General features: G+C 66.5%; 25 protein-coding genes. 11 read left to right on the top strand and 14 right to left on the bottom strand.

The features are described 5' to 3' along the window. Positions 1–152: 152 nt before the first annotated feature. A complete protein-coding gene (locus tag F3I16_RS00845; RefSeq protein WP_160491902.1) occupies positions 153–725 on the top strand; it encodes a xanthine phosphoribosyltransferase in 573 nt (190 codons plus the stop codon). 78 nt (positions 726–803) lie between these two features. Continuing rightward, the gene (locus tag F3I16_RS00850; RefSeq protein WP_160491903.1) at positions 804–3,356 is read left to right on the top strand and encodes an SEL1-like repeat protein; all 2,553 of its coding nucleotides are present in this window, start codon (positions 804–806) and stop codon (positions 3,354–3,356) included. Positions 3,357–3,723: 367 nt separating this feature from the next. On the opposite strand, the gene F3I16_RS00855 is transcribed toward F3I16_RS00850, so the two are convergent. The 8 genes from F3I16_RS00855 to F3I16_RS00890 all read right to left on the bottom strand — a co-directional run bounded on the left by F3I16_RS00855 (position 3,724) and on the right by F3I16_RS00890 (position 10,722). After that, complete coding sequence (locus F3I16_RS00855) at positions 3,724–4,146, bottom strand: cytochrome c5 family protein (RefSeq protein WP_160077875.1); 423 nt, start codon at positions 4,144–4,146, stop codon at positions 3,724–3,726. A gap of 144 nt (positions 4,147–4,290) precedes the next feature. Beyond that, positions 4,291–4,839, bottom strand: a complete 549-nt coding sequence (locus tag F3I16_RS00860; RefSeq protein WP_160491904.1) for a cupin domain-containing protein — start codon at positions 4,837–4,839, stop codon at positions 4,291–4,293. A gap of 105 nt (positions 4,840–4,944) precedes the next feature. Further along, a complete protein-coding gene (gene alr, locus F3I16_RS00865) occupies positions 4,945–6,018 on the bottom strand; it encodes an alanine racemase (RefSeq protein ID WP_160491905.1) in 1,074 nt (357 codons plus the stop codon). Positions 6,019–6,078: 60 nt separating this feature from the next. Beyond that, positions 6,079–6,429 carry a RidA family protein gene (locus tag F3I16_RS00870; protein ID WP_160491906.1) on the bottom strand — a complete coding sequence of 117 codons (351 nt, stop codon included), beginning with the start codon at positions 6,427–6,429 and terminating at the stop codon, positions 6,079–6,081. Beyond that, positions 6,404–7,702, bottom strand: a complete 1,299-nt coding sequence (gene dadA, locus F3I16_RS00875) for a D-amino acid dehydrogenase (RefSeq protein WP_160491907.1) — start codon at positions 7,700–7,702, stop codon at positions 6,404–6,406. Before dadA ends, F3I16_RS00870 begins: the two co-directional genes overlap by 26 nt. 241 nt (positions 7,703–7,943) lie before the next feature. Beyond that, positions 7,944–8,288, bottom strand: a complete 345-nt coding sequence (locus tag F3I16_RS00880; protein WP_160491908.1) for a YdbL family protein — start codon at positions 8,286–8,288, stop codon at positions 7,944–7,946. Between the two features lie 20 nt (positions 8,289–8,308). Next, positions 8,309–8,500, bottom strand: coding sequence for a YnbE family lipoprotein (locus tag F3I16_RS00885; protein ID WP_160491909.1), 192 nt, complete (start codon positions 8,498–8,500; stop codon positions 8,309–8,311). A 2-nt stretch (positions 8,501–8,502) separates the two neighbouring features. After that, positions 8,503–10,722: a YdbH domain-containing protein gene (locus tag F3I16_RS00890; RefSeq protein WP_160491910.1), complete on the bottom strand. Its 2,220-nt coding sequence runs from the start codon at positions 10,720–10,722 to the stop codon at positions 8,503–8,505. A gap of 155 nt (positions 10,723–10,877) precedes the next feature. On the opposite strand from F3I16_RS00890, the gene dadR reads away from it, so the two are divergent. Next, positions 10,878–11,366, top strand: a complete 489-nt coding sequence (gene dadR / locus F3I16_RS00895) for a transcriptional regulator DadR (protein WP_160077865.1) — start codon at positions 10,878–10,880, stop codon at positions 11,364–11,366. 123 nt (positions 11,367–11,489) lie between these two features. Here dadR and F3I16_RS00900 read toward each other — a convergent pair whose 3' ends face one another. Continuing rightward, positions 11,490–11,843: a YkgJ family cysteine cluster protein gene (locus F3I16_RS00900; RefSeq protein WP_160491911.1), complete on the bottom strand. Its 354-nt coding sequence runs from the start codon at positions 11,841–11,843 to the stop codon at positions 11,490–11,492. A gap of 174 nt (positions 11,844–12,017) precedes the next feature. Here F3I16_RS00900 and F3I16_RS00905 point away from each other — a divergent pair, with 174 nt between their 5' ends. Next, positions 12,018–13,352, top strand: coding sequence for an FAD-binding oxidoreductase (locus F3I16_RS00905; protein WP_160491912.1), 1,335 nt, complete (start codon positions 12,018–12,020; stop codon positions 13,350–13,352). 48 nt (positions 13,353–13,400) lie between these two features. On the opposite strand, the gene F3I16_RS00910 is transcribed toward F3I16_RS00905, so the two are convergent. Next, a complete protein-coding gene (locus F3I16_RS00910; protein ID WP_160491913.1) occupies positions 13,401–14,552 on the bottom strand; it encodes an MFS transporter in 1,152 nt (383 codons plus the stop codon). A 289-nt stretch (positions 14,553–14,841) separates the two neighbouring features. After that, positions 14,842–16,335 (bottom strand): aldehyde dehydrogenase, encoded by a 1,494-nt coding sequence (locus F3I16_RS00915; RefSeq protein ID WP_160491914.1) that lies wholly within the window; start codon positions 16,333–16,335, stop codon positions 14,842–14,844. A gap of 215 nt (positions 16,336–16,550) precedes the next feature. Here F3I16_RS00915 and F3I16_RS00920 point away from each other — a divergent pair, with 215 nt between their 5' ends. Beyond that, a complete protein-coding gene (locus F3I16_RS00920) occupies positions 16,551–16,913 on the top strand; it encodes a cupin domain-containing protein (protein ID WP_160491915.1) in 363 nt (120 codons plus the stop codon). 563 nt (positions 16,914–17,476) lie between these two features. Next, positions 17,477–17,848 carry a hypothetical protein gene (locus tag F3I16_RS00925; protein WP_372239589.1) on the top strand — a complete coding sequence of 124 codons (372 nt, stop codon included), beginning with the start codon at positions 17,477–17,479 and terminating at the stop codon, positions 17,846–17,848. A 48-nt stretch (positions 17,849–17,896) separates the two neighbouring features. On the opposite strand, the gene F3I16_RS00930 is transcribed toward F3I16_RS00925, so the two are convergent. The 3 genes from F3I16_RS00930 to F3I16_RS00940 all read right to left on the bottom strand — a co-directional run bounded on the left by F3I16_RS00930 (position 17,897) and on the right by F3I16_RS00940 (position 19,723). Continuing rightward, positions 17,897–18,034 (bottom strand): hypothetical protein, encoded by a 138-nt coding sequence (locus F3I16_RS00930; protein ID WP_160491916.1) that lies wholly within the window; start codon positions 18,032–18,034, stop codon positions 17,897–17,899. A gap of 27 nt (positions 18,035–18,061) precedes the next feature. Then, complete coding sequence (locus F3I16_RS00935) at positions 18,062–18,643, bottom strand: alpha/beta hydrolase (RefSeq protein ID WP_160491917.1); 582 nt, start codon at positions 18,641–18,643, stop codon at positions 18,062–18,064. Between the two features lie 111 nt (positions 18,644–18,754). Then, positions 18,755–19,723, bottom strand: coding sequence for a sensor domain-containing diguanylate cyclase (locus F3I16_RS00940; RefSeq protein ID WP_160491918.1), 969 nt, complete (start codon positions 19,721–19,723; stop codon positions 18,755–18,757). A 304-nt stretch (positions 19,724–20,027) separates the two neighbouring features. On the opposite strand from F3I16_RS00940, the gene oscA reads away from it, so the two are divergent. The 5 genes from oscA (at position 20,028) to F3I16_RS00965 (ending at position 24,086) form a co-directional block, all read left to right on the top strand. Further along, the gene (oscA, locus tag F3I16_RS00945; RefSeq protein WP_160491919.1) at positions 20,028–20,210 is read left to right on the top strand and encodes a sulfur starvation response protein OscA; all 183 of its coding nucleotides are present in this window, start codon (positions 20,028–20,030) and stop codon (positions 20,208–20,210) included. 86 nt (positions 20,211–20,296) lie between these two features. Beyond that, positions 20,297–21,295 (top strand): sulfate ABC transporter substrate-binding protein, encoded by a 999-nt coding sequence (locus F3I16_RS00950; RefSeq protein ID WP_160491920.1) that lies wholly within the window; start codon positions 20,297–20,299, stop codon positions 21,293–21,295. A gap of 100 nt (positions 21,296–21,395) precedes the next feature. Further along, complete coding sequence (cysT, locus tag F3I16_RS00955; RefSeq protein WP_160491921.1) at positions 21,396–22,214, top strand: sulfate ABC transporter permease subunit CysT; 819 nt, start codon at positions 21,396–21,398, stop codon at positions 22,212–22,214. 9 nt (positions 22,215–22,223) lie between these two features. Continuing rightward, positions 22,224–23,093, top strand: coding sequence for a sulfate ABC transporter permease subunit CysW (gene cysW, locus F3I16_RS00960; protein ID WP_160491922.1), 870 nt, complete (start codon positions 22,224–22,226; stop codon positions 23,091–23,093). Between the two features lie 3 nt (positions 23,094–23,096). Continuing rightward, entirely contained in the window at positions 23,097–24,086 is a 990-nt protein-coding gene (locus F3I16_RS00965; protein WP_160491923.1) for a sulfate/molybdate ABC transporter ATP-binding protein, read from the top strand. Positions 24,087–24,182 lie beyond the last annotated feature (96 nt).

Below are 24,182 nucleotides of genomic sequence, written 5' to 3' on the forward strand. Positions count from 1 at the left end.
TCGCGCAGCGACAGCCCGCAGGGTGGCCGCCAGGGATGGCAGGCCATAAAAAATAACCGGGAGCTATTCTAACGTCGCGCAGCGACGGCCCGTAGGGTGGCCGCCAGGGATGGCAGGCCATAAAAAACAATCGACCACTGGAGGACTGCTGCGTGGAAGCACTGAAACAGAAGATTCGCGAACAGGGCACCGTGCTGTCCGACCAGGTACTCAAGGTCGATGCCTTCCTCAACCACCAGATCGACCCGCGGCTGATGCAGCAGATCGGCCACGAGTTCGCCCGGCGTTTCGCCGGCCAGGGCATCAGCAAGATCGTCACCATCGAGGCCTCCGGCATCGCCCCGGCGGTGATGGCCGGCCTGGAGCTGGGCGTGCCGGTGATCTTCGCCCGCAAGTACCAGTCGCTGACGCTCAGGGACCACCTCTACACCTCCACGGTGTTCTCCTTCACCAAGCAGACCGAGAGCACCCTGGCCATCTCGGCCAAGCACCTGGGCGCCGACGACCACGTGCTGCTGATCGACGACTTCCTCGCCAACGGTCACGCCGCCCGCGCCCTGATCGACCTGATCGGCCAGGCCGGGGCGAGCATCGCCGGTATCGGCGTGGTCATCGAGAAGTCCTTCCAGCGCGGCCGCGCCGAGCTGGACGAGCAGGGTTACCGGGTCGAATCGCTGGCGCGCATCGCCTCGCTGCAGGGCGGCGAGGTCCGCTTCCTCGACTGAGCAGGCTGCCGGCCGGCGCACAGCCCGGGCACCGGCCGTTCTCTATAATGGCGCCTCCCAGGCAAGGAGGCCGTCGCCATGTCCCATCGCATGTACCTGTACAACAAGGCCGTCGTCGGCAGCAGCGACGACGACAGCCAGCTCCTGATGGAGTGGGGCTACGAGCTGCCCCTGCTGTTGCAACCGCTGTTCAGCGCGGCGCCCCGGGTCGGCGCCAACTGCTACAACGACCCGGGCAGCGAGGAAGGCCTGTACGCCGAGGCCAAGGCCGGCATCCAGGCCCTGCGCGAGTTCTACGACTTCATCGAGCGCCACGCCGGCAGCCTGCTGGACGATGTCGAGGCCTTCCGCACGGCCCGGCAGAAGATCTTCCAGCTGCTCGACAAGCAGGCCTGCCACGCCTGGTTCCACCTGGACGCCTGGGACGTGTTCAACATGGCCGACGACGAGCGCCGCACCCAGGCCGAGGCCCTGCTCGGCGAGATCGAGCAGGCCAACGCCTGCATCCGCGAGGCCATCGCCTGCGACAACCCGCTGCTGCTGGACAACTGCCCCGGGGTCGACGCGCCCTGGGCCGGCAGCTTCCGCGCCGTACTCAATCTCGGCAACTACGACTACGGCTGGGAACCGCTGGGTGCGCAGCTGGACGAGGACGAGGACGGCCTGGAGATCTTCTGCGAGAACGAGCGCAACGGCCTGCGCGACGCCAGCGGCCAGGTGCTGATCGAGCCGCGCTACCAGGCCTTCTTCGATTTCGACTGGTACAGCGGGCTGGCCTGCGTGCAACACGACCAGCGTTTCGGCTATGTCGACCGCCGGGGCCGCGAAGTGATTGCCTGCCAGTTCGAGGACGCCTTCGACTTCGTCGGCGAGCATGCGCTGATCACCGAGGGTGGTCGCTACGGCCTGATCGATCGCCAGGGCCGGGTGACGGTGCCCTGCCAGTTCGACGGCGCTGAGGCGCTGGATTACACCGGTGCCTACTGGAGCGTGCAACAGGGCGAACTGTGGGGAGTGATCGACCCCAGTGGCTGCTGGATGCTGCCGGCCCAGTACCAGCAGATCCACGCCTACGAGGGCTACTACAGCGCGAAACCGGCGCAGGGTCCGCAGCACCTGTTCACCACCCGCTTCCACGACCTCGGCGCCATCGGCCTGGACAACATCAACAGCGTCAGCCTGGCCGAGGGCGGCAAGGCCTATCTGATCCGCCGCCGCGACGGCAAGCAGTGGCTGTGGTGCGCCCTCGACGAGCAGGGCCAGGCCCTGCTGCCCGGCGAGTACCAGGCGCTCGACTACCTGCACAAGATGCAGGCGTGGCGGGTGCGCGACAACCGCCAGTACGGCCTCTATCGCCACCCGGACGGGCGCTGGCTGCTGCCCTGCGCCTATACCCGGATCGAGCTGCAGCATGGCTGCCGGGGCGCCGACGGCAGCCACTACTGTCTGGTGCGGGAGAACAAGCGTTGGGGCCTGTACCGTGGCGGTGCGCAGGCCGGCTGGACGGTGGAGCCGCGCTTCGAGCGCCTGGAGAGCCTGCACGAGAACTATTTCAACGCCTGCCTGGACGGCCGCTGGGGCATCCTCGACAGCCAGGGCCAGTGGCTGCGCGAGCCGCTCGACCAGGCGCCCGCCGAGCGCCGCTTCGTACAGAACGATGAGCTGGCGCTGGTGTTCCACGCCGAGCAGGCCTGGCTCCTGCAGGAAAACGGCAGCTGCCAGCCACTGGCCGCCGAGCGCGCCCTGCAGATCGTCGACCGCTACGCCCAGTTCGGCCTCAGCGAGGCGCAGCAGGCCTGCCTGCAAAACAGCACGGGCGATCTCTGGCAGGCCCTGGACGCCCACCGCCGCGGCCTGGTCGCCCTGCAAGCGCAGGACTACGCGAAGGCCCGCCCACTGCTGCTACGCGCCGTGGAGCTGGGTAACAGCGACGCCTTCAATGACCTGGGCTGCCTGCTGGAGCATGCCGACCAGGACTACGCCGGCGCCCTCGCCTGCTTCCAGCGGGCCAGCGACGCCGGTTCGGCCCTGGCCGCACGCAACCTCGGCTACTGCTACCTGCACGGCCAGGGCTGCACGTCGGATCCTGCCCAGGCGCGCCACTATTACCAACTGGCCAGCGAGCGCGGTCATCGCGCCGCGCACCTGGAACTGGCCAGATTGCTGTTCGACCAGGAACCGCCGGTGGGCGATCCGGATCTGGCCCTGCAGCACTACCTGGCGGCCTGGCGCTTTGGCGAGCGCGACGAGAGCGCCAATCACCTGGGCTGGCTCTACGAACAGCGCGAGGACTATGCCCAGGCCCAGCGCTACTACCAGCACGCCATCGGCCTCGGCCACGGCTATGCGCACTGGAGGCTGGGCCGCATGCAGCAATACGGCCTGGGCTGCCCGAGCAACCCGCACAAGGCCCGCGAACACCTGCAAATCGCCTGCGAGCAAGAGCAGGAAGCGGCCTATCTGGACCTGGCCAAGCTGCTGCTGGGTGAAGCGTCGAGCCAGGAACAAGCCCTGGGCTGGTTGCGCAAGGCCGTGGAATCCGCGGTGCCGGGAGCCCACGAGCTGGTCAAGGAGCTGCTCCGGCAGCAGAAGAAACCGGGCCTGCTCGGCCGGCTGTTCGGCAGGCGGTAAGCGCCTGCCCGGGATCGCCCGCAGGCGGCGCCATGCACAGCGGAAAGCCCGCAGCTTAGCCCTGGGCGCACAGCGCAGGCATCTACAGCCTGCAGCACGCCCAGCCAGCAAAGCGCAGGCATAAAAAGCTATGCGCCTGTTATGCGTTGCTACGCCGCGCTGTTGTTTGGCTCAAGCGCTCGCGGCGGCGGCTCTGGCTGTTCGTGGGAGCGAATTCATTCGCGATCAGGGCCTACGCCGAGCTGCCTGTTTATCGCGGATAAATCCGCTCCCACTAAAGCTCGATGGCCTGTGCAACACACTATTGGGACATAGCCATAAAAAAACCGCCCGGAGGGCGGTTTTTTCGGCGATGTCGGGGCTGTTATTACAGGCCGGACATCTTCTGGATGGCGCTCTTCAGCTCGTCATCCGAGCAGGTGGCGCAGGTGCCTTTCGGCGGCATGGCGTTGATGCCGGCGATGGCCGACTTCAGCAGGCCGTCGACACCGCCCTTGGCGTCGGCACGGGTCTTCCACGCGGCGCCGTCGCCAACTTTCGGCGCACCCAGCACGCCGGCGTTGTGGCAGGCGCCGCAATGGGCAGCGATCACGTCGTCGGCGGACTTGGCGCCGCCACCGGTAGCCGCTGCAACAGCGCCTACGCCTTTGCACTCTTGGCCTTGCACGCAGACTTCACCCACCGGCTTGATGCGCTCGGCGATCTCGTCGTTGGTCGCAGCCTGAGCGCTCACAGCCCACAGGGCCAATACGGCAGCTTGTGCCACCAGCATCTTCTTGATCAGGTTCACGGTACACCCTCATTGTGGCTAGTCACGCTCGCGGCCACGGTTTCGCGAGCGGGCGCAGTATAACGGTTAGGCCTGCCGGCCGGAACAACCCAAGTTGTCGCAGGGATATTGGACTTTCGGCCCGGGCCGAAAGTCCTGGTCGACTCAGAAGTTGGCCGGCGTGGTGGCGCTGATCAACCGCGCAGGGCGGTCATAGGGATTGCGGAAGCGGTGCGGCTTGGTGCTGTCGAAGTAGTAGCTGTCGCCCGGTTCGAGAACGAACACGTCGGCGCCCACGGTCAGCTCCAGCCGCCCCTCCACCAACATGCCGGCCTCTTCGCCATCATGGGTGAGCATCTCGTCGCCGGTATCGGCCGCTGGCGGATAGGTTTCGTCGAGGAAGGTGATGGCCCGGCTGGGATGCGCCTTGCCGATCAGCTTCATGGTCACGGCGCCGCTGGAAAGGTCGGTGAGTTCGTCGGCCCGGTACACCACCTGCGTCTGGTTGTCCTGCTCCATGTCGAGGGAGAAGAATTCCACCAGCGACATGGGAATGCCGCCAAGCACCTTTTTCAGCGAGCTGATCGAGGGGCTCACGCTGTTTTTCTCGATCATCGAGATGGTGCTGTTGGTGACCCCCGCCCGCTTGGCGAGTTCACGCTGGGAAAGGCCTTTGAGTTTGCGAATGGATTGCAGTCGAACACCGACGTCCAATGCTGGAGTCCTCCTTGAGGAGCAGATACGGAAAGTTGGCCGTATCATGGCAACAGTGTTCAGTATTTACAACAGGGTGTTTGCAAATCCTTTGCGCGGCGATCACTAGCCCCCGGAATAGAGCCGTGGCACCCGCTTCAGGTTGCAGAACAGCTGGTAGGGAATGCTGCCCGCGGCCTGGGCCACGTCGCTGGCCAGCACGTTGCGCCCCCACAGTTCGACCCGGCTGCCGAGCCCGGCCTGCGGCAGATCGGTGAGGTCGACGGTGAGCATGTCCATCGACACCCGGCCGATCAGGCGGGTCAGCTGGCCGTCGACCAGCACCGGCGTGCCGGTCGGCGCATGCCGCGGGTAGCCGTCGGCATAGCCCATGGCGACCACGCCGACGCGGGTCGGGCGCTCGCTGACGAAGCGCGCGCCATAGCCCACCGGCTCGCCGGCCGGCAGCTCGCGCACGCTGATAATTTTGGACTCCAGGGTCATCACCGGCTGCAGACGCGCGGCCAGTTCCTGCGGCTGCTCGAACGGGGTGGCGCCATACAGCATGATGCCGGGGCGCACCCAGTCACTCGGAATACTGGGCCAGCCGAGGATGGCCGGTGAGTTGCGCAGGCTGACTTCGGCCGGCAGACCGGCGCGAGCCAGCTCGAACTGTGCCAGCTGCTCAGCGCTGCGCGGGCTGTCCAGCTCGTCGGCGCGGGCGAAGTGGCTCATCAGCACGACCTTCTTCACCTTGCCGCTGGCCAGCAGGCGCTGGTGGGCGTCGCGGTACTCGGCCGGGTGCAGGCCGACCCGGTGCATGCCCGAGTCCAGCTTCAGCCAGACAGTCAGCGGGCGCTGCAGCGGCGTGCGCTCGATGGCTTCGAGCTGCCAGCCCGAATGCACCACACACCACAGCTCATGCTGTTCGATCAGCGCCAGCTCGGCGGCCTCGAAGAAGCCTTCCAGCAGCAGGATCGGCTGGGTAATGCCCGCTTCGCGCAGCTCCAGCGCCTCCTCGATGCAGGCCACGGCGAAGCCGTCGACTTCGCTCGCCAGGGCCTGGGCGCAGGGCACGGCGCCATGCCCGTAGGCATCGGCCTTGACCACCGCCAGGGCTTTCGCGCCGCTGACTTCGCGGGCCAGTTGGTAGTTGTGGCGCAAGGCCTGCAGATCGATCAGGGCACGGGCGGGACGCATGGTTCGAGCTTCTTCAGGGTAAAAAAAGCCCGGCGGGGGGACGCCGGGCGAACGGGATGTTCAGGCTTGGGCGGCGATCACCATCATCTCGACCAGCACGCGCGGGTCGTACAGCTTGGCCTCGACGCAGGCACGGCCGGGGGCGGCGCCTGCGGCGACCCAGGCGTCCCACTCCAGGTTCATGCCGGCATAGTCGGCCATGTCCTTGAGGTAGATGGTCACCGCGAGGATCTTCGCCTTGTCGCTGCCGGCTTCGGCCAGCAGGCGGTCGATATTGGCCAGGGTCTGACGGGTCTGCTCGCGGATGTCGCCGGCGTAGTCGTCAGCCAGCTGGCCCGCCAGGTAGACGGTGCCGTTGTGGATGACGATTTCGCTGTAGCGTTTTTCAGTGTGCAGGCGCTGGATGGACATGCTTGGTGCTCTCCTTGGTCTTGCCGTAGCGGGAAATATCCAGGCCTTCGCTGCTGATCTGCGGGCGCTTCTGCGCCATCAGGTCGGCGAGGTAGCGGCCGGAGCCGCAGGCCATGGTCCAGCCAAGGGTACCGTGTCCGGTGTTGAGAAACAGGTTGCGGTAGGCGGTGGCGCCGACGATCGGGGTGCCGTCCGGAGTCGCCGGGCGCAGGCCGGTCCAGAACTCCGCCCGGGCCACGTCGCCGCCCTCGGGGTAGAGATCGTTGGTGATCATCTCCAGGGTGGCGCGTCGGGCCGGGTTGAGGGACAGGTCGAAACCGGCGATCTCGGCCATGCCGCCGACGCGGATGCGGTTGTCGAAACGGGTGATGGCGACCTTGTAGGTCTCGTCGAGGATGGTCGAGGTCGGCGCCATCGCCGCATTGGTGATCGGCACAGTCAGCGAGTAGCCCTTGAGCGGGTAGACCGGCGCCCGGATGCCCAGCGGCTTGAGCAGCTGCGGGCTGTAGCTGCCCAGCGCCAGCACGTAGCGGTCGGCGGTTTCCAGCTTGCCGTCGACCCACACGCCGTTGATGCGGTCGCCGGCATGATCCAGGCGCTCGATATTGCAGCCGAAGCGGAACTGCACGCCCAGCGCCTTGGCCATCTCGGCCAGCTTGCTGGTGAACATCTGGCAGTCGCCGGTCTGGTCGTTGGGCAGGCGCAGGGCGCCGGCCAGCTTGTGCTTGACCCCGGCCAGGGCCGGTTCGACACGGGCGATGGCGTCGCGGTCGAGCAGCTCGTAGGGCACGCCGGAGGCTTCCAGCACGGCGATGTCCTTGGCCGCGCTGTCGACCTGGGCCTGGGTGCGGAACAGCTGGGTGGTGCCCAGCTGGCGGCCTTCGTAGGCGATGCCGGTTTCGGCACGCAGCTCGTCGAGGCAGTCGCGGCTGTACTCGGACAGGCGCACCATGCGCTCCTTGTTCACCGCGTAGCGCGCCGCGGTGCAGTTGCGCAGCATCTGCGCCATCCACAGGTACTGGTCGATGTCGGCGGTGGCCTTGATCGCCAGCGGCGCGTGCTTCTGCAGCAGCCACTTGATGGCTTTCAGCGGCACGCCCGGAGCGGCCCAGGGCGAGGCGTAACCGGGGGAGACCTGCCCGGCGTTGGCGAAACTGGTTTCCAGGGCCGGGCCGTTCTGGCGGTCGATCACCACCACCTCGAAGCCGGCACGGGCCAGGTAGTAGGCGCTGGCGGTACCGATCACACCACTGCCAAGAACCAGAACACGCATGATTGTCTCCCTCGTCGCGAGCTTTCGCTGGCGTTTGTTTTACTGAGCACGATTGAGCGCAGTATAGGAAGACAGCAGCAGTGTTATTCACTGTTTAGAAGGGCTTATTTGGCGATAATTTCCGGCAAATAAGCCTTTTACGGAGGGCCATGCAACTGTCTAATGGGGCCTGGCGATAAAACAGCAGGTAAAACTCTCGCAGCGGAATAATTGACAGGCGCCGGCGGGCGCCCGTTCCCGGCTACTTGCGCAGCCACTTGCCATTGAGCTGGATGTACTGCCCGGACGGGGTCTTCTCCAGTGCCTTCTGCCCGGCCAGGGCCTCCACATCGCCGAGCTGCAGACCGTTTTCCTTGGCCAGGCGCTGGTATTCGGCCTGGCGCGCCTGATTGATCAGCTTAGCGATCTCCTCGGCCGAACCGCCGGGGCTGACCACGCCGAGGTAGCCGTTGGGCTGCTCGCCCAACTGGCCGCTGCTCTTGGCCGCGCCCAGGGCACTCATCGCCTCGTTGAGGTTCATGGCCAGGGCCGGCAGGCTGAGGCTCAGGGCCAGCAGGCCGCAGGCCAGGGTGCGTTGCAGTTTCATGAAGGGCTCCTTGCATGGGCTCAGAACAGGCCGCTGTCTTCGTTGATGATGGAGTCCAGGGCCTTGTCGACCTTGATGTAGATCTCGTGCTCGATCTTCACGTTGAGGTTGATGTTGATCGGCTCGTCGGGCATCGCCAGCTGCACCGTGGGGGTGCAGGCGGCGCTCAGGCCGGCGAGCAGCGGGACGACCAGCAGGGCGCGCAGGCGCATGGTCAGTTCTCCTTCTGCGGATCATTGCGTTGCCGCAGGCGTTGCTGCACACGCTGGCGGATGGTTTCGCTCACCCGATCGGTGAGCTGCAGGCTGGTCAGCAAGGCCGGGATGTCCTCTTCAAGATTGACGTTGAGGTTGATCGGCCGGCCCTGCTCCACTGCCGGGTTGCGCCCTTGCAGGCGCAGAGCCAGTTGCAACTTGCCGTCGGCAGCATAGCTGACCGCACTGTCGAGCAGGTCAAAGTGGAAGTCGTCGAGAGCCTCCACCACCAGCTGCATGCCGGGGTTGCTGCGGCCCAGGGCACGGATCTTCTCCGAGCGGAACTGCAGGTAACCGGGCGCCTGGGCGGCCATCCGGCCCTGTTCGATGCGCAGGCCGGCGGCATCCAGCAGCAGCGGCAACTCGCCACGCAAACTGCCGCGCCCGGCCAGACCCTCTGCAGGGTAGACCCGGAAAATTTCCTCCAGTTGCACGTCCTCGAACTGCAGGTGCAGACGCTGGCTGGGCTGCCCCAGATCCAGTTGCCCAGCGGGCAACCAGGCCTGGCCCTGGAGCAGCGCGGCCTGCGCCGTCTGCCAGGACAACTGGCCCTGCAACGGCTGGCCGAGACCAGCGACGTAGCGCCCCTGCAACTGCAACGGGCCGATCGACAGGCCGGGATTGAGCTGCTGCAGGTTCAGCTGCGGCAGCTCCAGGCTCAGCTGGTCGCCGCGCAATTGCCCCTTCAGCTCACCATCCAGACCAGTCAGCTCGCTGCGGTCATAGATCCCGGCGAGGCCCTGAAACTGCAGAGTCAGGTCCAGCAGCAGCGGCGCGCCGAGCGGCAACTGCAGGCTGGCCTGGCCGAGCAAACGCCCGTTGCCGATCTGCAGCAGCGCCGGCCAGGCGCGAAAGGTCTGGCTCAGTGGATTGCCGGCGCGGAAGAACAGCTCGGCCAGGGTGGCGGACAGCTTGAGCGCGCCTTGGGCGTCGCGTTCGCCGTCGACGCTCAGGTTGAGCCCCGCGGCATTGCTCAAGGCGCCTTGCAGGCGCATCTGCTGGGCACTGGCCTGCAGCTGGCCGTCGAACTGCCAGGCCTGCGGCAACAGCTCGGCCTGTTCCAACTTGCTCACGCTCAACTGCAACGGGCCGCTCAGGCTCGGGCTGGCCCCCAGTTGCAGGGACAACCCGGCCAGCTTGGCCTGCAACTGCTGCACGCGCAGCCCCTCGGCGAGCTGCATGCGCTTGGCCTGCAGGCTGGAGGAAGGCAGCAGGCTGATCTGCAACTGCTGCCCGGCGAGTTTTGCGTCCAGCTTGAGCGCCAGCGCCAGGCCTTCGGCGCGCAGGTTCTGGTACTGCAGCAGCGGGCTGTGCAGCTGCAGCGCGGCGCTGAAGGTGCCGCTACCGCCGCGCAGGCGCTGCCTATCCAGCAGGCTCGCGCCGGGCGCCAGCGCCAGCTGCCAGCTGGCCTGCAAACGCAGGGACGCCTGGGTATCGAGCAGGCGCTGGTCGGTGGTCTGCCATTGCTGCAACCAGACGAACAGGCCGCGGCTATCGGCCAGCTCCAGCTCCAGCTCGCCTTGCCAGTGGCTGACGGCGGCTTCCTCGCGCAACTCGCTACGCAACGTGAGCAGCGGTTGGCGGTCGAGCTGGGCATCTGCGCGCAACTGCCACTGGCCCTCGCGCTGCTCCAGATGCGCCTGCACTTCCAGGCTACGCGCGCCGGTCTGCAGCTGCAGGCGCAACTCGGCCGGCTGTTGCAGGGCGCCACCATGCTGCAGTTGCAGGCTGCCAAGCAGTGCGCAGCGGCCAGTGGCACAGGGCAATTCCAGGCTCAGCTGGTCGACTGCCAGCTGCCGTGGCAGCCAGGCCAGGTTGTCGAGCGACGCCTGCGGATTGCTGGCTGCCGCACTCTCGCCCTGCCCAGCCTGCCAGCTCAGCTGCAACGCCTGGCTGCGCAGTTCGGGCAGATACAGACGCTGCTGCAGCCTTTGCGGCCAGGCCAGTTGCAGGGCGCTGGCGCTCACTTGCAGGCGGCTACCATCGGCGCCGTCACGCACCAGCAGCAGGCTGTCGACCTGCAGCCCGGAGCCCGACAGCTGCAGGCCCTGCCAGTCCAGCTGGCTGATGCCCTGCGCCGCCAACAGCCAGCGCCAGGCCAGCCACAGCAACGCCGCCAGCAACAGCAGTGCCAGCAGCAGTTTGCCCAGCAGGCGACGTCCCTTGTGGCGCGACGGCATGGTGCAAAACCTCGACGGAATCCATTGCCACTCAGGGTGGCGGCCACCCCCGGCAAGATCAAGGCGTTTCGCCAGACCAGTGTTTTCCGCTGGGTTCGTCGCTATATTGACCGACGAATACTGGAACCTTTGCGGCTTTCACAGAGATATCCCCCATGAGAACCCAACACCAGAGCCGGCGCGAGCTGGACAAGATCGACCGCAATATCCTGCGCATCCTGCAGGAGGACGGGCGCATCAGCTTCACCGAACTGGGCGAGCGGGTCGGCCTGTCGACCACCCCCTGCACCGAGCGCGTGCGCCGCCTGGAGCGCGAGGGGATCATCATGGGCTACCATGCGCGGCTCAACCCGCAGCAGCTCAAGGCCAGCCTGCTGGTGTTCGTCGAGATCAGCCTGGACTACAAGTCCGGCGACACCTTCGAGGAATTCCGCCGCGCCGTGCTCAAGCTGCCGCACGTGCTGGAGTGCCACCTGGTCAGCGGCGACTTCGACTACCTGGTGAAGGCGCGGATCAACGAGATGGCCAGCTACCGCAAGCTGCTCGGCGACATCCTGCTCAAGCTGCCGCATGTGCGCGAGTCGAAGTCCTACATCGTCATGGAAGAGGTGAAGGAGAGCCTGACCCTTCCGGTGCCGGAGTGAGGCCGACGGGGACGTAGGTTGGGTTGAGCCGCGTAGCGCTGAAGCCCAACGAGCGATGGCTCAGGCAGCGGCGTGGCCCGCCCGTCCGCCGCTGGGCTTCGTCGCGTTGCTCCTCAACCCAACCTACACCAGGCGCTGGCGGGTGCTGGCGATCAGCTGATGGATCTGCCGCTCGACGGCCGGTTCGATCGGCGTTTCCGGGCCCTGGCCACGCGGGCACGGCAGGTTCGGCGTGGTGCCGAACAGGCGGCAGATCAGCGGGCGCTGGTCGTACACCGTGCAGCCTTGCGGGCCGAGGTGCACACAGTTGAACTCGGCCAGCGCCGCATCGTGTTCGGCCTCGCTTCTGACCGGCAGGCGCGCCAGCTCCTCGGACGAGGCGGTGACCGGGCCGCAGCAGTCGTGGCAGCCGGGCACGCAGGCGAAAGCCGGGATCTGCCGACGCAGGTGATCGATCTTGCGGTTGATGCAACTCATGGACGGCGCTCGGCAAAGTAGCCACCCATCTTACCCGCGCAGCGCACTCGGAGTCCGCCCGGCGACGAACGCCCACGGGGAAAAACTGTTTTTCCCGCCGCGCCCTTGGCGATGGGCAAAGCCCGCGCTTATCCTGCGTAAAATTTTAACAACGCCACACTCAGGATTTCATACATGAACGCCCGCGTTCGCCAGCCGCTGCAACACCCCGTGCACGATGACCAGCACGCCGCCTCCTACTACGCCGCCACTGCCAACCAGCAGCTGGCCTACCCGACGCTGGCGGGTGAGGAGCTGGTCGATGTGTGCATTGTCGGTGGCGGTTTCTCCGGGCTGAACACCGCCATCGAGCTGGCCCAGAAGGGCTTCTCGGTGGTTCTGCTGGAAGCCCACCTGATCGGCTGGGGCGCCAGCGGGCGCAACGGCGGCCAGCTGATTCGCGGCGTCGGCCACGGCGTCGAGCAGTTCGCCCCGGTGATCGGCCAGGACGGCGTGCGGGCGCTCAAGCTGATGGGCCTGGAGGCGGTGGAAATCGTCCGCCGCCGGGTCGAGCAGTTCCATATCGACTGCGACCTGACCTGGGGCTACTGCGACCTGGCCAACAAGCCGGCGCACCTGGACGGCTTCGCCGAGGACAAGGCCGAGCTGGAAAGCCTCGGCTACCGCCACGAGCTGCGCCTGCTGCAACCCGAGCAGATGCACCAGGTGGTCGGCTCCGAGCGCTACGCCGGCGGCATGATCGACATGGGCTCCGGCCACCTGCACCCGCTCAACCTGGCCCTGGGCGAGGCCGCTGCGGCCGCCTCGCTCGGCGTCAGGCTGTTCGAGCACTCGGCGGTCACCCGCATCGACTATGGCCCGCAGGTGACGGTACACACCGCCGGCGGCAAGGTGCGCGCCAAGACCCTGGTGCTGGCCTGCAACGCCTACCTGGGCGGCCTCAACAGCAAGCTCGGCGGCAAGGTGCTGCCGGCCGGCAGCTACGTGATCGCCACCGAACCGCTGTCGCCGGCCCAGGCGCGCAACCTGATCCCGCAGAACATGGCGCTGTGCGACCAGCGGGTGACGGTGGATTACTTCCGCCTGTCCGCCGACCACCGCCTGCTGTTCGGCGGCGCCTGCCACTACTCGGGCCGCGACCCGGCGGATATCGCCGCCTATATGCGGCCGAAGATGCTGCAGGTGTTCCCGCACCTGAAAGACGTGAAGATCGACTACCAGTGGGGCGGCATGATCGGCATCGGCGCCAACCGCCTGCCGCAGATCGGCCGGCTCAAGGACCAGCCCAACGTGTTCTATGCCCAGGCCTATGCCGGCCACGGCGTGAACGCCACCCACCTGGCCGGCCAGCTGCTGGCCGAAGCCATCGGCGGCCAGCAGGGCGGCGGCTTCGCGCTGTTCGACCAGGTGCCGCACATGACCTTCCCCGGCGGCAAGCACCTGCGCTCGCCACTGCTGGCACTGGGCATGGCCTGGCACCGGCTGAAGGAAGCGGTCGGCCTGCTCTGAGAGCCGGTTGGCGATTCGCGTCGAGTGCGCCAGGACCGGCGCAGCACGCTAGTCGCCGGCCAGCGCCTGCGGGGCGAGGAAGGCCGCGCGGCGCCAGGCCAGCCAGACGAACAGCGCGGCACCGGCGGCCATCAGCAGCGGCAGCGCATGACCGCTCAACCACTGGCTGGCGGCGCCGGTGGACAGCGGCCCGAGCAGGCAGCCGACGCCCCAGAGCAGGGCGATGTGGGCATTGGCGCGGACCAGCGCGTCATCCCGGTAGAACTGCCCGACCAGGATCAGCGACAGGGTGTACAGGCCGCCGGCCGAGGCACCGAACAGCACCAGCAGCGGCCAGATCAGCGGCGTGTGCAGCAGTGGCGGAATCGCCAGGCTGGACAGCAGCAGTACCACCCCGCAGATGCGGAACAGCAGGCCGCGCGGCACCCGGTCGGCGAGCAGGCCGATGGGCAGCTGCAGCAGGGCATCGCCGACCACCACCACGCTGGCCATCAGCAGGGCGCTGTCCTGGGCGAAGCCTTCGCGCAGCAGGTACACCGGCAACAGGGTCAGCACCATGGCCTCGAAGGCGGCGAACAGCACCACCGCCCAGGCAATCGCCGGCAGCTGCCGGCAGAACCTCAGCAAGCCGCGCCCGGCGGCGCTGTGGGCGTCCACCCGGGGCGCGCCGCCGTGGCCGAACAGCACGCTGCAACCGGCCACCAGCAGCCCGGCGGACAGCCAGAAACCCAGATCCCCGTCGCTGCCGATCAGGGTCAGCAGCAGCGGCCCGCACAGCTGGCTGAGGGCGAAGCCGGTGCCATACAGGGCCACCAGGCGCCCGCGCAGGCGCTCCTCGACCAGCTGGTTGATCCAGCTCTCGCCGAGGACGAAGACCACGGTCAGGGAAACACCGATCAGCAGGCGCAGCAGCAGCCACAGCGGATAGCTGGGCAGCAGCGCCAGCAGGCCGACCGACACGGCGCTGGCCAGCAGGCACAGGCGCAGGGTGCGCGGCGTGCCCAGCCAGCCGGCCAGGCGCCCGGTCAGACGCGCGCCGAGCAGCACGCCGATGGCCGGCATGCCCGCCATCACGCCGATGGCGAACGGCCCGTAGCCCCAGCTTTCCAGGCGCAGCGAAACCAGCGGCAGGGTCACGCCCAGGGCCAGGCCGACGATGATCACCGCCGAGCAGACGGCGAAATAGGTACCCCAACGCATAGCCAATTCCTTCCCTTTCGCTGGCCGTGCCGAAATGCAAAACGGCCGGGCTCCCTAGGAAACCCGGCCGCAGGTGTGGCTCGCCAGAGCCGGCTCCTCTCATGAAGAGCGAACCTTCATGCAACGCTACCCAGCCTTACCTCGACCGGGTCCACCACCCATCCAGAGCTTCGGGACTAAGGCCAGGCAAGGCGCCCCGCAGCTTTAAGCGCAGCGTACTGCAGTACGTGAGCATTAAAGCGAGGACGCAACGCAGCATGGCCGACGGCCCGGAGGTCGCCCAGAAGGATTACAGCTTGATCCAGGTGGCTTTCAGTTCGGTGTACTTGTCGAAGGCATGCAGCGACTTGTCGCGACCGTTGCCGGACTGCTTGTAGCCACCGAACGGCGCGGTCATGTCGCCGCCGTCGTACTGGTTGACCCACATGCTGCCGACGCGCAGCGCCTTGGCGGCCAGATGCGCCTTGGACAGGTTGCTGGTCCAGATGGCCGCAGCCAGGCCGTAGATGCTGTCGTTGGCGATGGCGATGGCTTCCTCGGTGGTATCGAACGGGATCACCGTCAGCACCGGGCCAAAGATCTCTTCCTTGGCGATGCGCATGTCGTTATGGGCGTCGTCGAAGAGGGTCGGCTGAACGTACACCCCGCCGGTCTCGGCCAGGGTCTGCTGGCCGCCACAGAGCAGCTTGGCCTGGTCGGCATGGCCGGCCTCGATGTACGACAGCACGCTGTTCAGGTGGCCCTGGTCGACCAGCGCGCCGACCTGGGTCTCCGGGTCCAGCGAGTGACCGACCTTCCAGGCCTGCATGGCTTCGACCACCATGGGAATGAACTTGTCCTTGATCGAGCGCTGCACCAGCAAGCGCGAGCCGGCGGTGCACATCTCGCCCTGGTTGAAGCAGATGGCCATGGCCGCGGCCTCGGCGGCGTCCTTCAGGCAGGGTGCGTCCTCGAAGACGATGTTGGCGCTCTTGCCGCCCGCCTCCAGCCAGACGCGCTTCATGTTCGATTCGCCGGCGTAGATCATCAGCTGCTTGGCGATCTTGGTCGAACCGGTGAACACCAGGGTGTCGACGTCCATATGCAGGGCCAGGGCCTTGCCCACGGTGTGGCCGTAGCCCGGCAGGACGTTGAGCACGCCGGCCGGGATACCGGCCTCCAGCGCCAGCTGGGCCATGCGAATGGCGGTCAGCGGCGATTTTTCCGACGGTTTGACGATCACCGAGTTGCCGGTGGCCAGGGCCGGGCCGAGCTTCCAGGCGGTCATGATCATCGGGAAGTTCCACGGCACGATGGCGGCGACCACGCCGACCGGCTCGCGGGTGACCAGGCCCAGCTCGTCGTGCGGGGTGGCGGCCACTTCGTCATAGATCTTGTCGATCGCCTCGCCGCTCCAGCGGATGGCGCGCGAGGCGCCGGCCACGTCGACGCTCAGGGAGAAGCCAATCGGCTTGCCCATGTCGAGGGTTTCCAGCAGGGCCAGCTCTTCGGCATGGGCATCCATCAGGTCGGCGAAGCGGATCATGATCTTCTTGCGCTCGACCGGCTTGAGCCGCGACCACACTCCGGACTCGAAGGTGGCGCGGGCATCGGCCACGGCCAGCTCGGCATCCGGCGCATCGCAGCTGGCCACCAGGCCGAGCAGGCGACCGTCCACCGGGCTCACGCATTCGAAGGTGGCGGCGGAAACGGCTTCGCAGAGTTCGCCGTGGATCAGGGCGCGGCCCTCGATCTTCAGGTTCTTGGCGCGCTGTTCCCAGTCGGCACGGGTCAGGGTAGTCATGCGGGAGTCCTCGGTGAAAGCGTGTCGCAAATCGACAACACGCACTGTCAATTATTCTGCCAGGCCGCTTGCCGGCCATCGTGCCCGTAACACTAAACCAGAGGCCGTGACCTTTTCAATATTTTTGACAGAAGGCCAGCAAACGCCTTGCAATGTTCGTTTTATCAAACATAGACTCCAGAACGTTTTTGCCCACCCAGACCTGGAACAGGCCCATGCATATCGAGCAGATCGTTGACTTCGCCACCGCCGGCACCACGCCCGAGTACTACCGCCCGGCGCCCGAGAAAATCCTCAAGGGCGACCCCGAGCAAAGCGTACGCAACCATTACGGCAGCCCGTGCGGGCAGTTCCATGCGGGCATCTGGGAAGGCGCCGTCGGCCACTGGACGATCAACTACACCGAGCACGAGTACTGCGAGATCCTCCAGGGCGTCTCGGTGATCCGCGATGCCGCCGGCAATGCCAAGACCGTGCGCGCCGGCGACCGCTTCGTGATCCCGGCGGGCCTCTCCGGCACCTGGGAAGTGCTGGAACCCTGCCGCAAGGTGTACGTGATGTTCGAGGCCAAGGCCTGACTGCACGCCGCCCCGGGGCGGCGCCCCCGCGTGACCCTGTTGCCCGCGTAACTGCGGGCTTTTTTATGCGCGCCGGCGCCGCCATTCGTGGCTGCAGCCGCTACCACCGGCGGGGTGTTGCCCTTCTTATGTGCTGAGCGATGGTTGCCCTGTATTGCGCGGCACGCATGCATGGGTAGGTTGACGTTGAGCGCAGCGAAGCCCAACTGACAGGGCGGATCGTTGGGCTTGGTCGCGCTGCTCCTCAACCCAACCTACGGTTTGGGGGCAGGGTCAGACCAGAGGGCCGCACAGCCATTGCCACCCGGCTCCGAAGCCGACACAACGGCGACAATCAAAGCCGGCACCGGGGCACTGCGGGTGAACGACCATCGCAAAGTTTGCCCCCTTTTATTGCCAGGCACTCGGTGAAGCGATAAAGCTCCCGCCGCCTTGAAAACAACAAGAGATCGGCTCTGCGCTTGCGCGCCGGTCTGCGCCATCGCAGTCGTGCCGGCGGTTGGCGGTTGGCGCGGGAGCAGGGTGGCAGACGCCGCGAATGACGAACCCGAGGAGTTCTGCATGTGGGACGTGTTTTGACACGCGCTGAACGCGTCCGGCTGTGGTCGGCGCTATCGGACGCCTTCGTGGATAACCCAGTCGACTACACCGCCATTGCCCGACAACTGGCGGCCTACCCGCGGGACAGGGTGAAGACTGCATTCTTCGAGGACGTGGCCCCCGTCTGCTATTCGAACCTGCAGGCCCCTATTCCACCGATCTGGACGGCCTTCGACAGCATCTGGCTTGCCGAAACCATCGACGGCATCCATAGGGCACGCCGAGCCTCGGTGCTGCGCCGCCTGCGCGACAGCGCCTGGATCGCCTACCTGCGCCACAGACTCAAGCCCGAGTGGGAAAACATCGCACGCGCACTGGATCGGCAAGCGGGCTGAGGATCGGCAGACCGTGCGCCTGCAAGCCAGGCGGGCTCGCCACGGCCGTCAGTGCGCCAGCAACTTGCACAGCCGCTTGCGCAGCGCCGGCAGCTCCAGGCCGCCGTCGTTGAGGTACAGGTAGAAGCGCTCGCTGAACTTGCCGACGGCCACCGCCTGGGCCGGATCGATACGGGTGGCGACCACCAGACGCATATCTAGCGGGGCGCGGGCTCACGCGCGTCGCCGCGTCTGCTGTTCGATCTGGCCCTGCAGGCGGTACAGGTAGGCGAATCCCTGCTCCCAGCGCTGGTGGCCGGACTTCACGTTGATATGCCCGGCGCCGCTCAGCACCGCGGCCTGCGCGCCCCAGTCGCGGGCCAGTTGCAGGGCACGGGCGGCGCTGGCGGCCGGGTCGTTGTCGGAGCCGACCAGCTGGCTGGGGAACGGCAGCAGCTCGCGGGGAATGGGCGCGAAGCCTTGCAGCGCCGGTGGGCAACCGGGCCGCTCGACATCGGCCGGGGCCACCAGCAGGGCGCCGCGCACCTGGCGCAAGGACGCCAGCGGCGCCTGCGCCGCCCAGCGCGCCACGGTGATGCAGCCGAGGCTGTGGGCGATGAGGATCAGCGGGCCGTTGGCGGCACCGACGGCGCGCTCCAGGGCGGCCACCCAGCTGGCCGGATCGGGCCGGTCCCAGTCGGCCTGTTCGACCCGCGTGGCATTCGGCAGGCTGCGTTGCCAGTGGCTTTGCCAGTGGTTGTCCGGCGAGCCCTGCCAGCCCGGCAGGATCAGGTAGCGAATGGATTGGCTGCGCATCGCGGGCCTCCTTGAGCGGTGAATGGAGGCCAGTCTAGGAGGACAAAACAGAGATTTTAAGGAATAAGAAATTATTTGTTTATGCTTAAAAATATATAAGCAGCGAGGCGATCACACCTGCACGATGCAGTTCTTGCCGCCGTGCTTGGCCTGGTACATGGCCTCGTCGGCACGCACGTAGAGCGTCTCCAGGCTGTCGTCAGGGGCCAGGCTGGTGAGGCCCTGGCTGATGGTCACGCTGAAGGTGTGCCCGTCGGCGCTGAACGTCAGGCGCTGCACTTCGCGCTGCAGGCGCTCGGCTATCTGCAGCGCCTGCGCAATGGTGCAGCCGGGGAAGATGGCGGCGAACTCCTCACCGCCAATGCGCCCGAACAGGTCGTCGCGGCGCAACACGTAGGCGCCGCAGTGGGCGATGCGCTGCAGCACCCGATCGCCGATCTGGTGGCCGTGGCTGTCGTTGATCTTCTTGAAGTCGTCGATATCGAACAGCAGGAAGGCCAGCGGGTGAGCGTTGCCACGGGCCTGCTCGAAGGCCAGTGCGGCGCTGTCGAAGAAGTGACGGCGGTTGTGGATGCCGGTCAGCACGTCGGTGGTGGCCAGGCGATGCAGTTCGCCCTGCAGCTGCTTCTTCTCGGTGATGTCCTCGGCGATGCCGACGATCAACGGCTGGCCCTCGGGCGTGTTGCGCGGGCTGACGAAACACTTGTCGCTGAGCCAGCGGATCTGCCCGTCGCCGCGGATGATGCGGTATTCGCGCTGCTCCACCGCGCCGACCTCGAGCACCGCGGCCAGGCTCTGCGCGGCGAACTCCATGTCGTCCGGGTAGATGCTGTTGAGCCACTCGCCGTAGTCGTTCAGGAGCAGGGCCGCCGAGCGACCGAACACGCTTTCATAGGCCGGGCTGACGTAGACCACCCGTTGCTGCTGCCAGTCGAAGGCCCACAGCACCACATTGACGCTACCCAGCAGGCTGCTGACCAGCGACTCGCGCTCGCGCAGGCGCTCGACCTCACCCCGGCTGTGCAGCAGGGCGAGGGTCAGGGTTTCCAGTTCACTGGGCGCGCGCGCATTGTCATCCATGGGTCATCTCCTGACTGCCAATTCACAAGACTATCCCGCACACCTGAGGCTGGCGATGGGCAGGCGGCAGTGATGTGACCAGCGGCAGAGAAACCGCCGATTCGGTCAGGATCAGGGAACTTGTGGCCACCCGGCGATCCTGCCGGACACTCGCCGGAGTGACGGGCCTGCCGCGCACGCATAGAAATTAAAAGAATATATAAATCATTAAATATTCTTTTTAAGAATATTAGATTCGCCCCTACCATCCGCTCCACGCCCAGCGCCCATCCCCGGCCGGGCATCTTTCCCCAGGAGCAGAGTCATGAGCGCAACCCTCAGAAGCGTCGAAGGCCAGGACGAAGCCGGCCTCCTGCGCGAGATCCAGGCAGCCCTGCAGGGCCTGCGCTTTGGCTCGGTAGAAATCACCGTGCACAACGCCCAGGTCGTGCAGATCGAGCGCAAGGAAAAAATCCGCCTGCAGGCCCCGGCCAGCAAACAAGCCTGATCACCCAAGAACCCGACTGGACGACCAGAGGGTGCTGAACCTGAAACCCATAACGCCAACACCGCAGAGTTCTCAGGAGCACCACCATGTCCATTCGCCGTTTCGCCCTGGCCGTTCTGGCCTCCGCCCTGATCGCCGGCCCGGCCGCAGCCGCCACGGAAATCCTCAACGTGTCCTACGACCCGACCCGTGAGCTGTATCAGGAGTTCAACGCCGCCTTCAACAAGCACTGGACCGCCCAGGGCAAGGAAGCGCTGACCGTGCAGCAATCCCACGGCGGTTCCGGCAAGCAGGCCCGCGCGGTGATCGACGGCCTGCGTGCCGACGTGGTGACCCTGGCCCTGGCCGGCGATATCGACGAGCTGCACAAGCTCGGCAAGCTGATCCCGGCTGACTGGCAGAGCCGCCTGCCGCAGTCCAGCACTCCCTACACCTCGACCATCGTGTTCCTGGTGCGCAAGGGCAACCCGCAAGGCATCAAGGACTGGGACGACCTGGTCAAGCCGGGCGTGGCAGTGATCACCCCCAACCCGAAAACCTCCGGCGGCGCACGCTGGAACTTCCTCGCCGCCTGGGCCTACGCCCAGCAGAAGTACGGCAGCGAAGCCAAGGCCCAGGAGTTCGTCGAGAAGCTGTACCAGAACGTCCCGGTGCTGGACACCGGCGCCCGTGGCTCGACCATCACCTTCGTCAACAACCAGATCGGCGACGTACTGCTGGCCTGGGAAAACGAAGCCTTCCTGGCCCTCAAGGAACAGGGCGGCGACCAGTTCGAAATCGTCGCGCCCTCGTTGTCCATCCTGGCCGAGCCGCCGGTGGCCGTGGTCGACAAGAACGTCGAGCGCAAAGGCACCCGCGAAGTGGCCACCGCCTACCTCAACTACCTGTACAGCGAGGAAGGCCAGCGCATCGCCGCGAAGAACTTCTACCGCCCGCGTAACGAAGCGGTGGCCGCCGAGTTCGCCCAGCAGTTCCCGCAGCTGAAGCTGGTGACCATCGACAAGGATTTCAACGGCTGGAAAACCGCACAGCCGAAGTTCTTCAACGATGGCGGCGTGTTCGACCAGATCTACCAGGCGCAGTAACCGCAGCCCGTAGGGCGGGTGAAACCCGCGCAGAAAGCCTCAACCGGGCCTCGCGCGGGTTGCACCCGCCCTACCCACTTCGAGCAAAAGGGACATCGCAATGTCACGCCGCATTTCCCCCGTCATACCCGGCTTCGGGCTGACGCTGGGCTACACCCTGGTGTACCTCAGCCTGTTGGTGCTGATTCCCCTGGGTGCCATGTTCGTCCACGCCGCCCAGCTCAGCTGGGGCGAATTCTGGGCCATCATCAGCGCACCGCGGGTGCTGGCCGCCCTCAAACTGAGCTTCGCCACCGCCTTCGCCGCCGCCGTGATCAACGGCATCATCGGCACGCTGCTGGCCTGGGCCCTGGTGCGCTACACCTTTCCCGGGCGCAAGATCATCGATGCGATGATCGACCTGCCGTTCGCCTTGCCCACGGCTGTCGCCGGCATCGCCCTCACCGCGCTGTATGCCCCGGCCGGCCCGGTCGGGCAGATCGCCACCTGGCTCGGTTTCAAGATCGCCTACACGCCGCTGGGCATCACCCTGGCGTTGACCTTCGTGACCCTGCCGTTCGTGGTGCGCACCCTGCAGCCGGTACTCGCCGACATCCCCCGTGAAGTCGAGGAAGCCGCCGCCTGCCTGGGCGCCAAGCCCTTCCAGGTGTTCCGCCATATCCTCGTGCCGGCGCTGCTGCCGGCCTGGCTGACCGGCTTCGCCCTGGCCTTCGCCCGCGGCGTCGGCGAGTACGGCTCGGTGATCTTCATCGCCGGCAATATGCCGATGAAGACCGAGATCCTGCCGCTGCTGATCATGGTCAAGCTCGACCAGTACGACTACACCGGCGCCACGGCCATCGGCGTGCTGATGCTGGTGGTCTCCTTCCTCCTGCTGCTGCTGATCAACCTGCTGCAGCGCCGCATCGAAAAGCCCTGAGGAGCCGCCATGACATCTATTACTCTCGGCGCCGCCGCCAGTGCCAATGCTGCCCGCCGCGGCAGCCGCGCCGGGCGCATCGCCCTGATCCTCGGCGCCTGGCTGGCCTTCGCGCTGTTCCTCCTGCTGCCGCTGCTGGTGGTGTTGAGCGAGGCGCTCAAGCTCGGCCTGGGCACCTTCTTCAGCGCGCTGATCGAACCGGATGCGCTGTCCGCGCTGAAGCTGACCCTGCTCGCCGTGGGCATCGCGGTGCCGCTCAACCTGGTGTTCGGCGTGGCCGCCGCCTGGTGCGTGAGCAAGTACGAGTTCCGCGGCAAGAGCATCCTGGTGACCCTGATCGACCTGCCGTTCTCGGTGTCGCCGGTGATCGCCGGTCTGATCTACGTGCTGCTGTTCGGCGCCCAGGGCTTCTTCGGCGAATGGCTGCAGGAGCGCGATATCCAGATCATCTTCGCCCTGCCCGGCATCGTCCTGGCGACTGTGTTCGTCACCGTACCCTTCGTCGCCCGCGAGCTGATCCCGCTGATGCAGGAACAAGGCACCCAGGAAGAAGAAGCGGCGCGCCTGCTCGGTGCCAACGGCTGGCAGATGTTCTGGCACGTGACCCTGCCCAACATCAAATGGGGCCTGATCTACGGCGTGGTGCTGTGCGCCGCGCGGGCGATGGGCGAGTTCGGCGCGGTGTCGGTGGTGTCCGGGCATATCCGTGGCTACACCAACACCCTGCCGCTGCATGTCGAAATTCTCTACAACGAATACAACCACGTCGCCGCGTTCAGCGTGGCCAGCCTGCTGCTGGCCCTGGCCCTGATCATCCTGCTGCTCAAGCAGTGGAGCGAAGCGCGTCTGTCCCGTCTCAAGTCTGCTGATGAGGAATAAACCATGAGTATCGAAATCCGTAACGTCAGCAAGCACTTCGGCGCCTTCCGCGCACTCAACGACATCAACCTGGATATCCACAGCGGCGAGCTGGTGGCCCTGCTCGGCCCGTCCGGCTGCGGCAAGACCAGCCTACTGCGGATCATCGCCGGCCTGGAAACCCCGGACACCGGCAATATCGTGTTCCACGGCGAAGACGTGTCGAAGCACGATGTGCGCGATCGCAATGTCGGCTTCGTGTTCCAGCACTACGCGCTGTTCCGCCACATGACCGTGTTCGACAACGTCGCCTTCGGCCTGCGCATGAAGCCCAAGGGTGAGAAACCCAGTGAACCCGAGATCGCCGAGCGGGTGCACGAGCTGCTCGGCATGGTGCAACTCGACTGGCTGGCCGACCGCTACCCGGAACAACTGTCCGGCGGCCAGCGCCAGCGCATCGCCCTGGCCCGCGCCCTGGCGGTCAAACCCAAGGTGCTGCTGCTCGACGAACCCTTCGGGGCGCTGGATGCCAAGGTGCGCAAGGAGCTGCGCCGCTGGCTGGCGCGCCTGCACGAGGAAGTGCACCTGACCAGCGTGTTCGTCACCCACGACCAGGAAGAAGCCATGGAAGTGGCCGACCGCATCGTGGTGATGAACAAGGGCTCGATAGAGCAGATCGGCACGCCGGGCGAAGTCTACGAGCAGCCGGCCAGCGACTTCGTCTACCACTTCCTCGGCGACTCCAACCGCCTGCACCTAGGCGACGACCAGCACCTGCTGTTCCGCCCGCACGAGATCTCGCTGTCGCGCCTGGCGCTGGCCGAGCACCAGAGCGGCGAAGTGCGCGATATCCGCCCGCTCGGCGCAATCACCCGGGTAACCCTCAAGGTCGAGGGCCAGGACGAGCCGATCGAGGCCGAAGTGGTCAAGGATCACGCCAGCCTGCACGGGCTGATCCACGGCGAAACCCTCTACTTCAGGCCCAAGGTCTGGCAGCAGCAGGCGGCTCTCTGAGTCGCCTTGGCCCTCGCGCTACCCGCCGGCTCCGGGGCGGGTAGCACAGGCTGAGCCGCAACGGCTCCGCGGCGTCATAATTGCGACGCAAATCAC

Source organism: Pseudomonas sp. L-22-4S-12 (genome assembly GCF_009799935.1).
Classification (GTDB): Bacteria; Pseudomonadota; Gammaproteobacteria; order Pseudomonadales; family Pseudomonadaceae; genus Aquipseudomonas.

Bases quoted from the DNA above. Each gene is read 5' to 3' on its own strand.
- F3I16_RS00850 (WP_160491903.1), top strand. From the start codon at position 804: ATGTCCCATCGCATGTACCTGTACAACAAGGCCGTCGTCGGCAGCAGC.
- alr (WP_160491905.1), bottom strand. From the start codon at position 6,018: ATGCGTCCCGCCCGTGCCCTGATCGATCTGCAGGCCTTGCGCCACAAC.
- F3I16_RS00870 (WP_160491906.1), bottom strand. From the start codon at position 6,429: ATGTCCATCCAGCGCCTGCACACTGAAAAACGCTACAGCGAAATCGTC.
- dadA (WP_160491907.1), bottom strand. From the start codon at position 7,702: ATGCGTGTTCTGGTTCTTGGCAGTGGTGTGATCGGTACCGCCAGCGCC.
- F3I16_RS00880 (WP_160491908.1), bottom strand. From the start codon at position 8,288: ATGAAACTGCAACGCACCCTGGCCTGCGGCCTGCTGGCCCTGAGCCTC.
- F3I16_RS00885 (WP_160491909.1), bottom strand. From the start codon at position 8,500: ATGCGCCTGCGCGCCCTGCTGGTCGTCCCGCTGCTCGCCGGCCTGAGC.
- F3I16_RS00890 (WP_160491910.1), bottom strand. From the start codon at position 10,722: ATGCCGTCGCGCCACAAGGGACGTCGCCTGCTGGGCAAACTGCTGCTG.
- dadR (WP_160077865.1), top strand. From the start codon at position 10,878: ATGAGAACCCAACACCAGAGCCGGCGCGAGCTGGACAAGATCGACCGC.
- F3I16_RS00900 (WP_160491911.1), bottom strand. From the start codon at position 11,843: ATGAGTTGCATCAACCGCAAGATCGATCACCTGCGTCGGCAGATCCCG.
- F3I16_RS00905 (WP_160491912.1), top strand. From the start codon at position 12,018: ATGAACGCCCGCGTTCGCCAGCCGCTGCAACACCCCGTGCACGATGAC.
- F3I16_RS00910 (WP_160491913.1), bottom strand. From the start codon at position 14,552: ATGCGTTGGGGTACCTATTTCGCCGTCTGCTCGGCGGTGATCATCGTC.
- F3I16_RS00915 (WP_160491914.1), bottom strand. From the start codon at position 16,335: ATGACTACCCTGACCCGTGCCGACTGGGAACAGCGCGCCAAGAACCTG.
- F3I16_RS00920 (WP_160491915.1), top strand. From the start codon at position 16,551: ATGCATATCGAGCAGATCGTTGACTTCGCCACCGCCGGCACCACGCCC.
- F3I16_RS00935 (WP_160491917.1), bottom strand. From the start codon at position 18,643: ATGCGCAGCCAATCCATTCGCTACCTGATCCTGCCGGGCTGGCAGGGC.
- F3I16_RS00940 (WP_160491918.1), bottom strand. From the start codon at position 19,723: ATGGATGACAATGCGCGCGCGCCCAGTGAACTGGAAACCCTGACCCTC.
- oscA (WP_160491919.1), top strand. From the start codon at position 20,028: ATGAGCGCAACCCTCAGAAGCGTCGAAGGCCAGGACGAAGCCGGCCTC.
- F3I16_RS00950 (WP_160491920.1), top strand. From the start codon at position 20,297: ATGTCCATTCGCCGTTTCGCCCTGGCCGTTCTGGCCTCCGCCCTGATC.
- cysT (WP_160491921.1), top strand. From the start codon at position 21,396: ATGTCACGCCGCATTTCCCCCGTCATACCCGGCTTCGGGCTGACGCTG.
- cysW (WP_160491922.1), top strand. From the start codon at position 22,224: ATGACATCTATTACTCTCGGCGCCGCCGCCAGTGCCAATGCTGCCCGC.
- F3I16_RS00965 (WP_160491923.1), top strand. From the start codon at position 23,097: ATGAGTATCGAAATCCGTAACGTCAGCAAGCACTTCGGCGCCTTCCGC.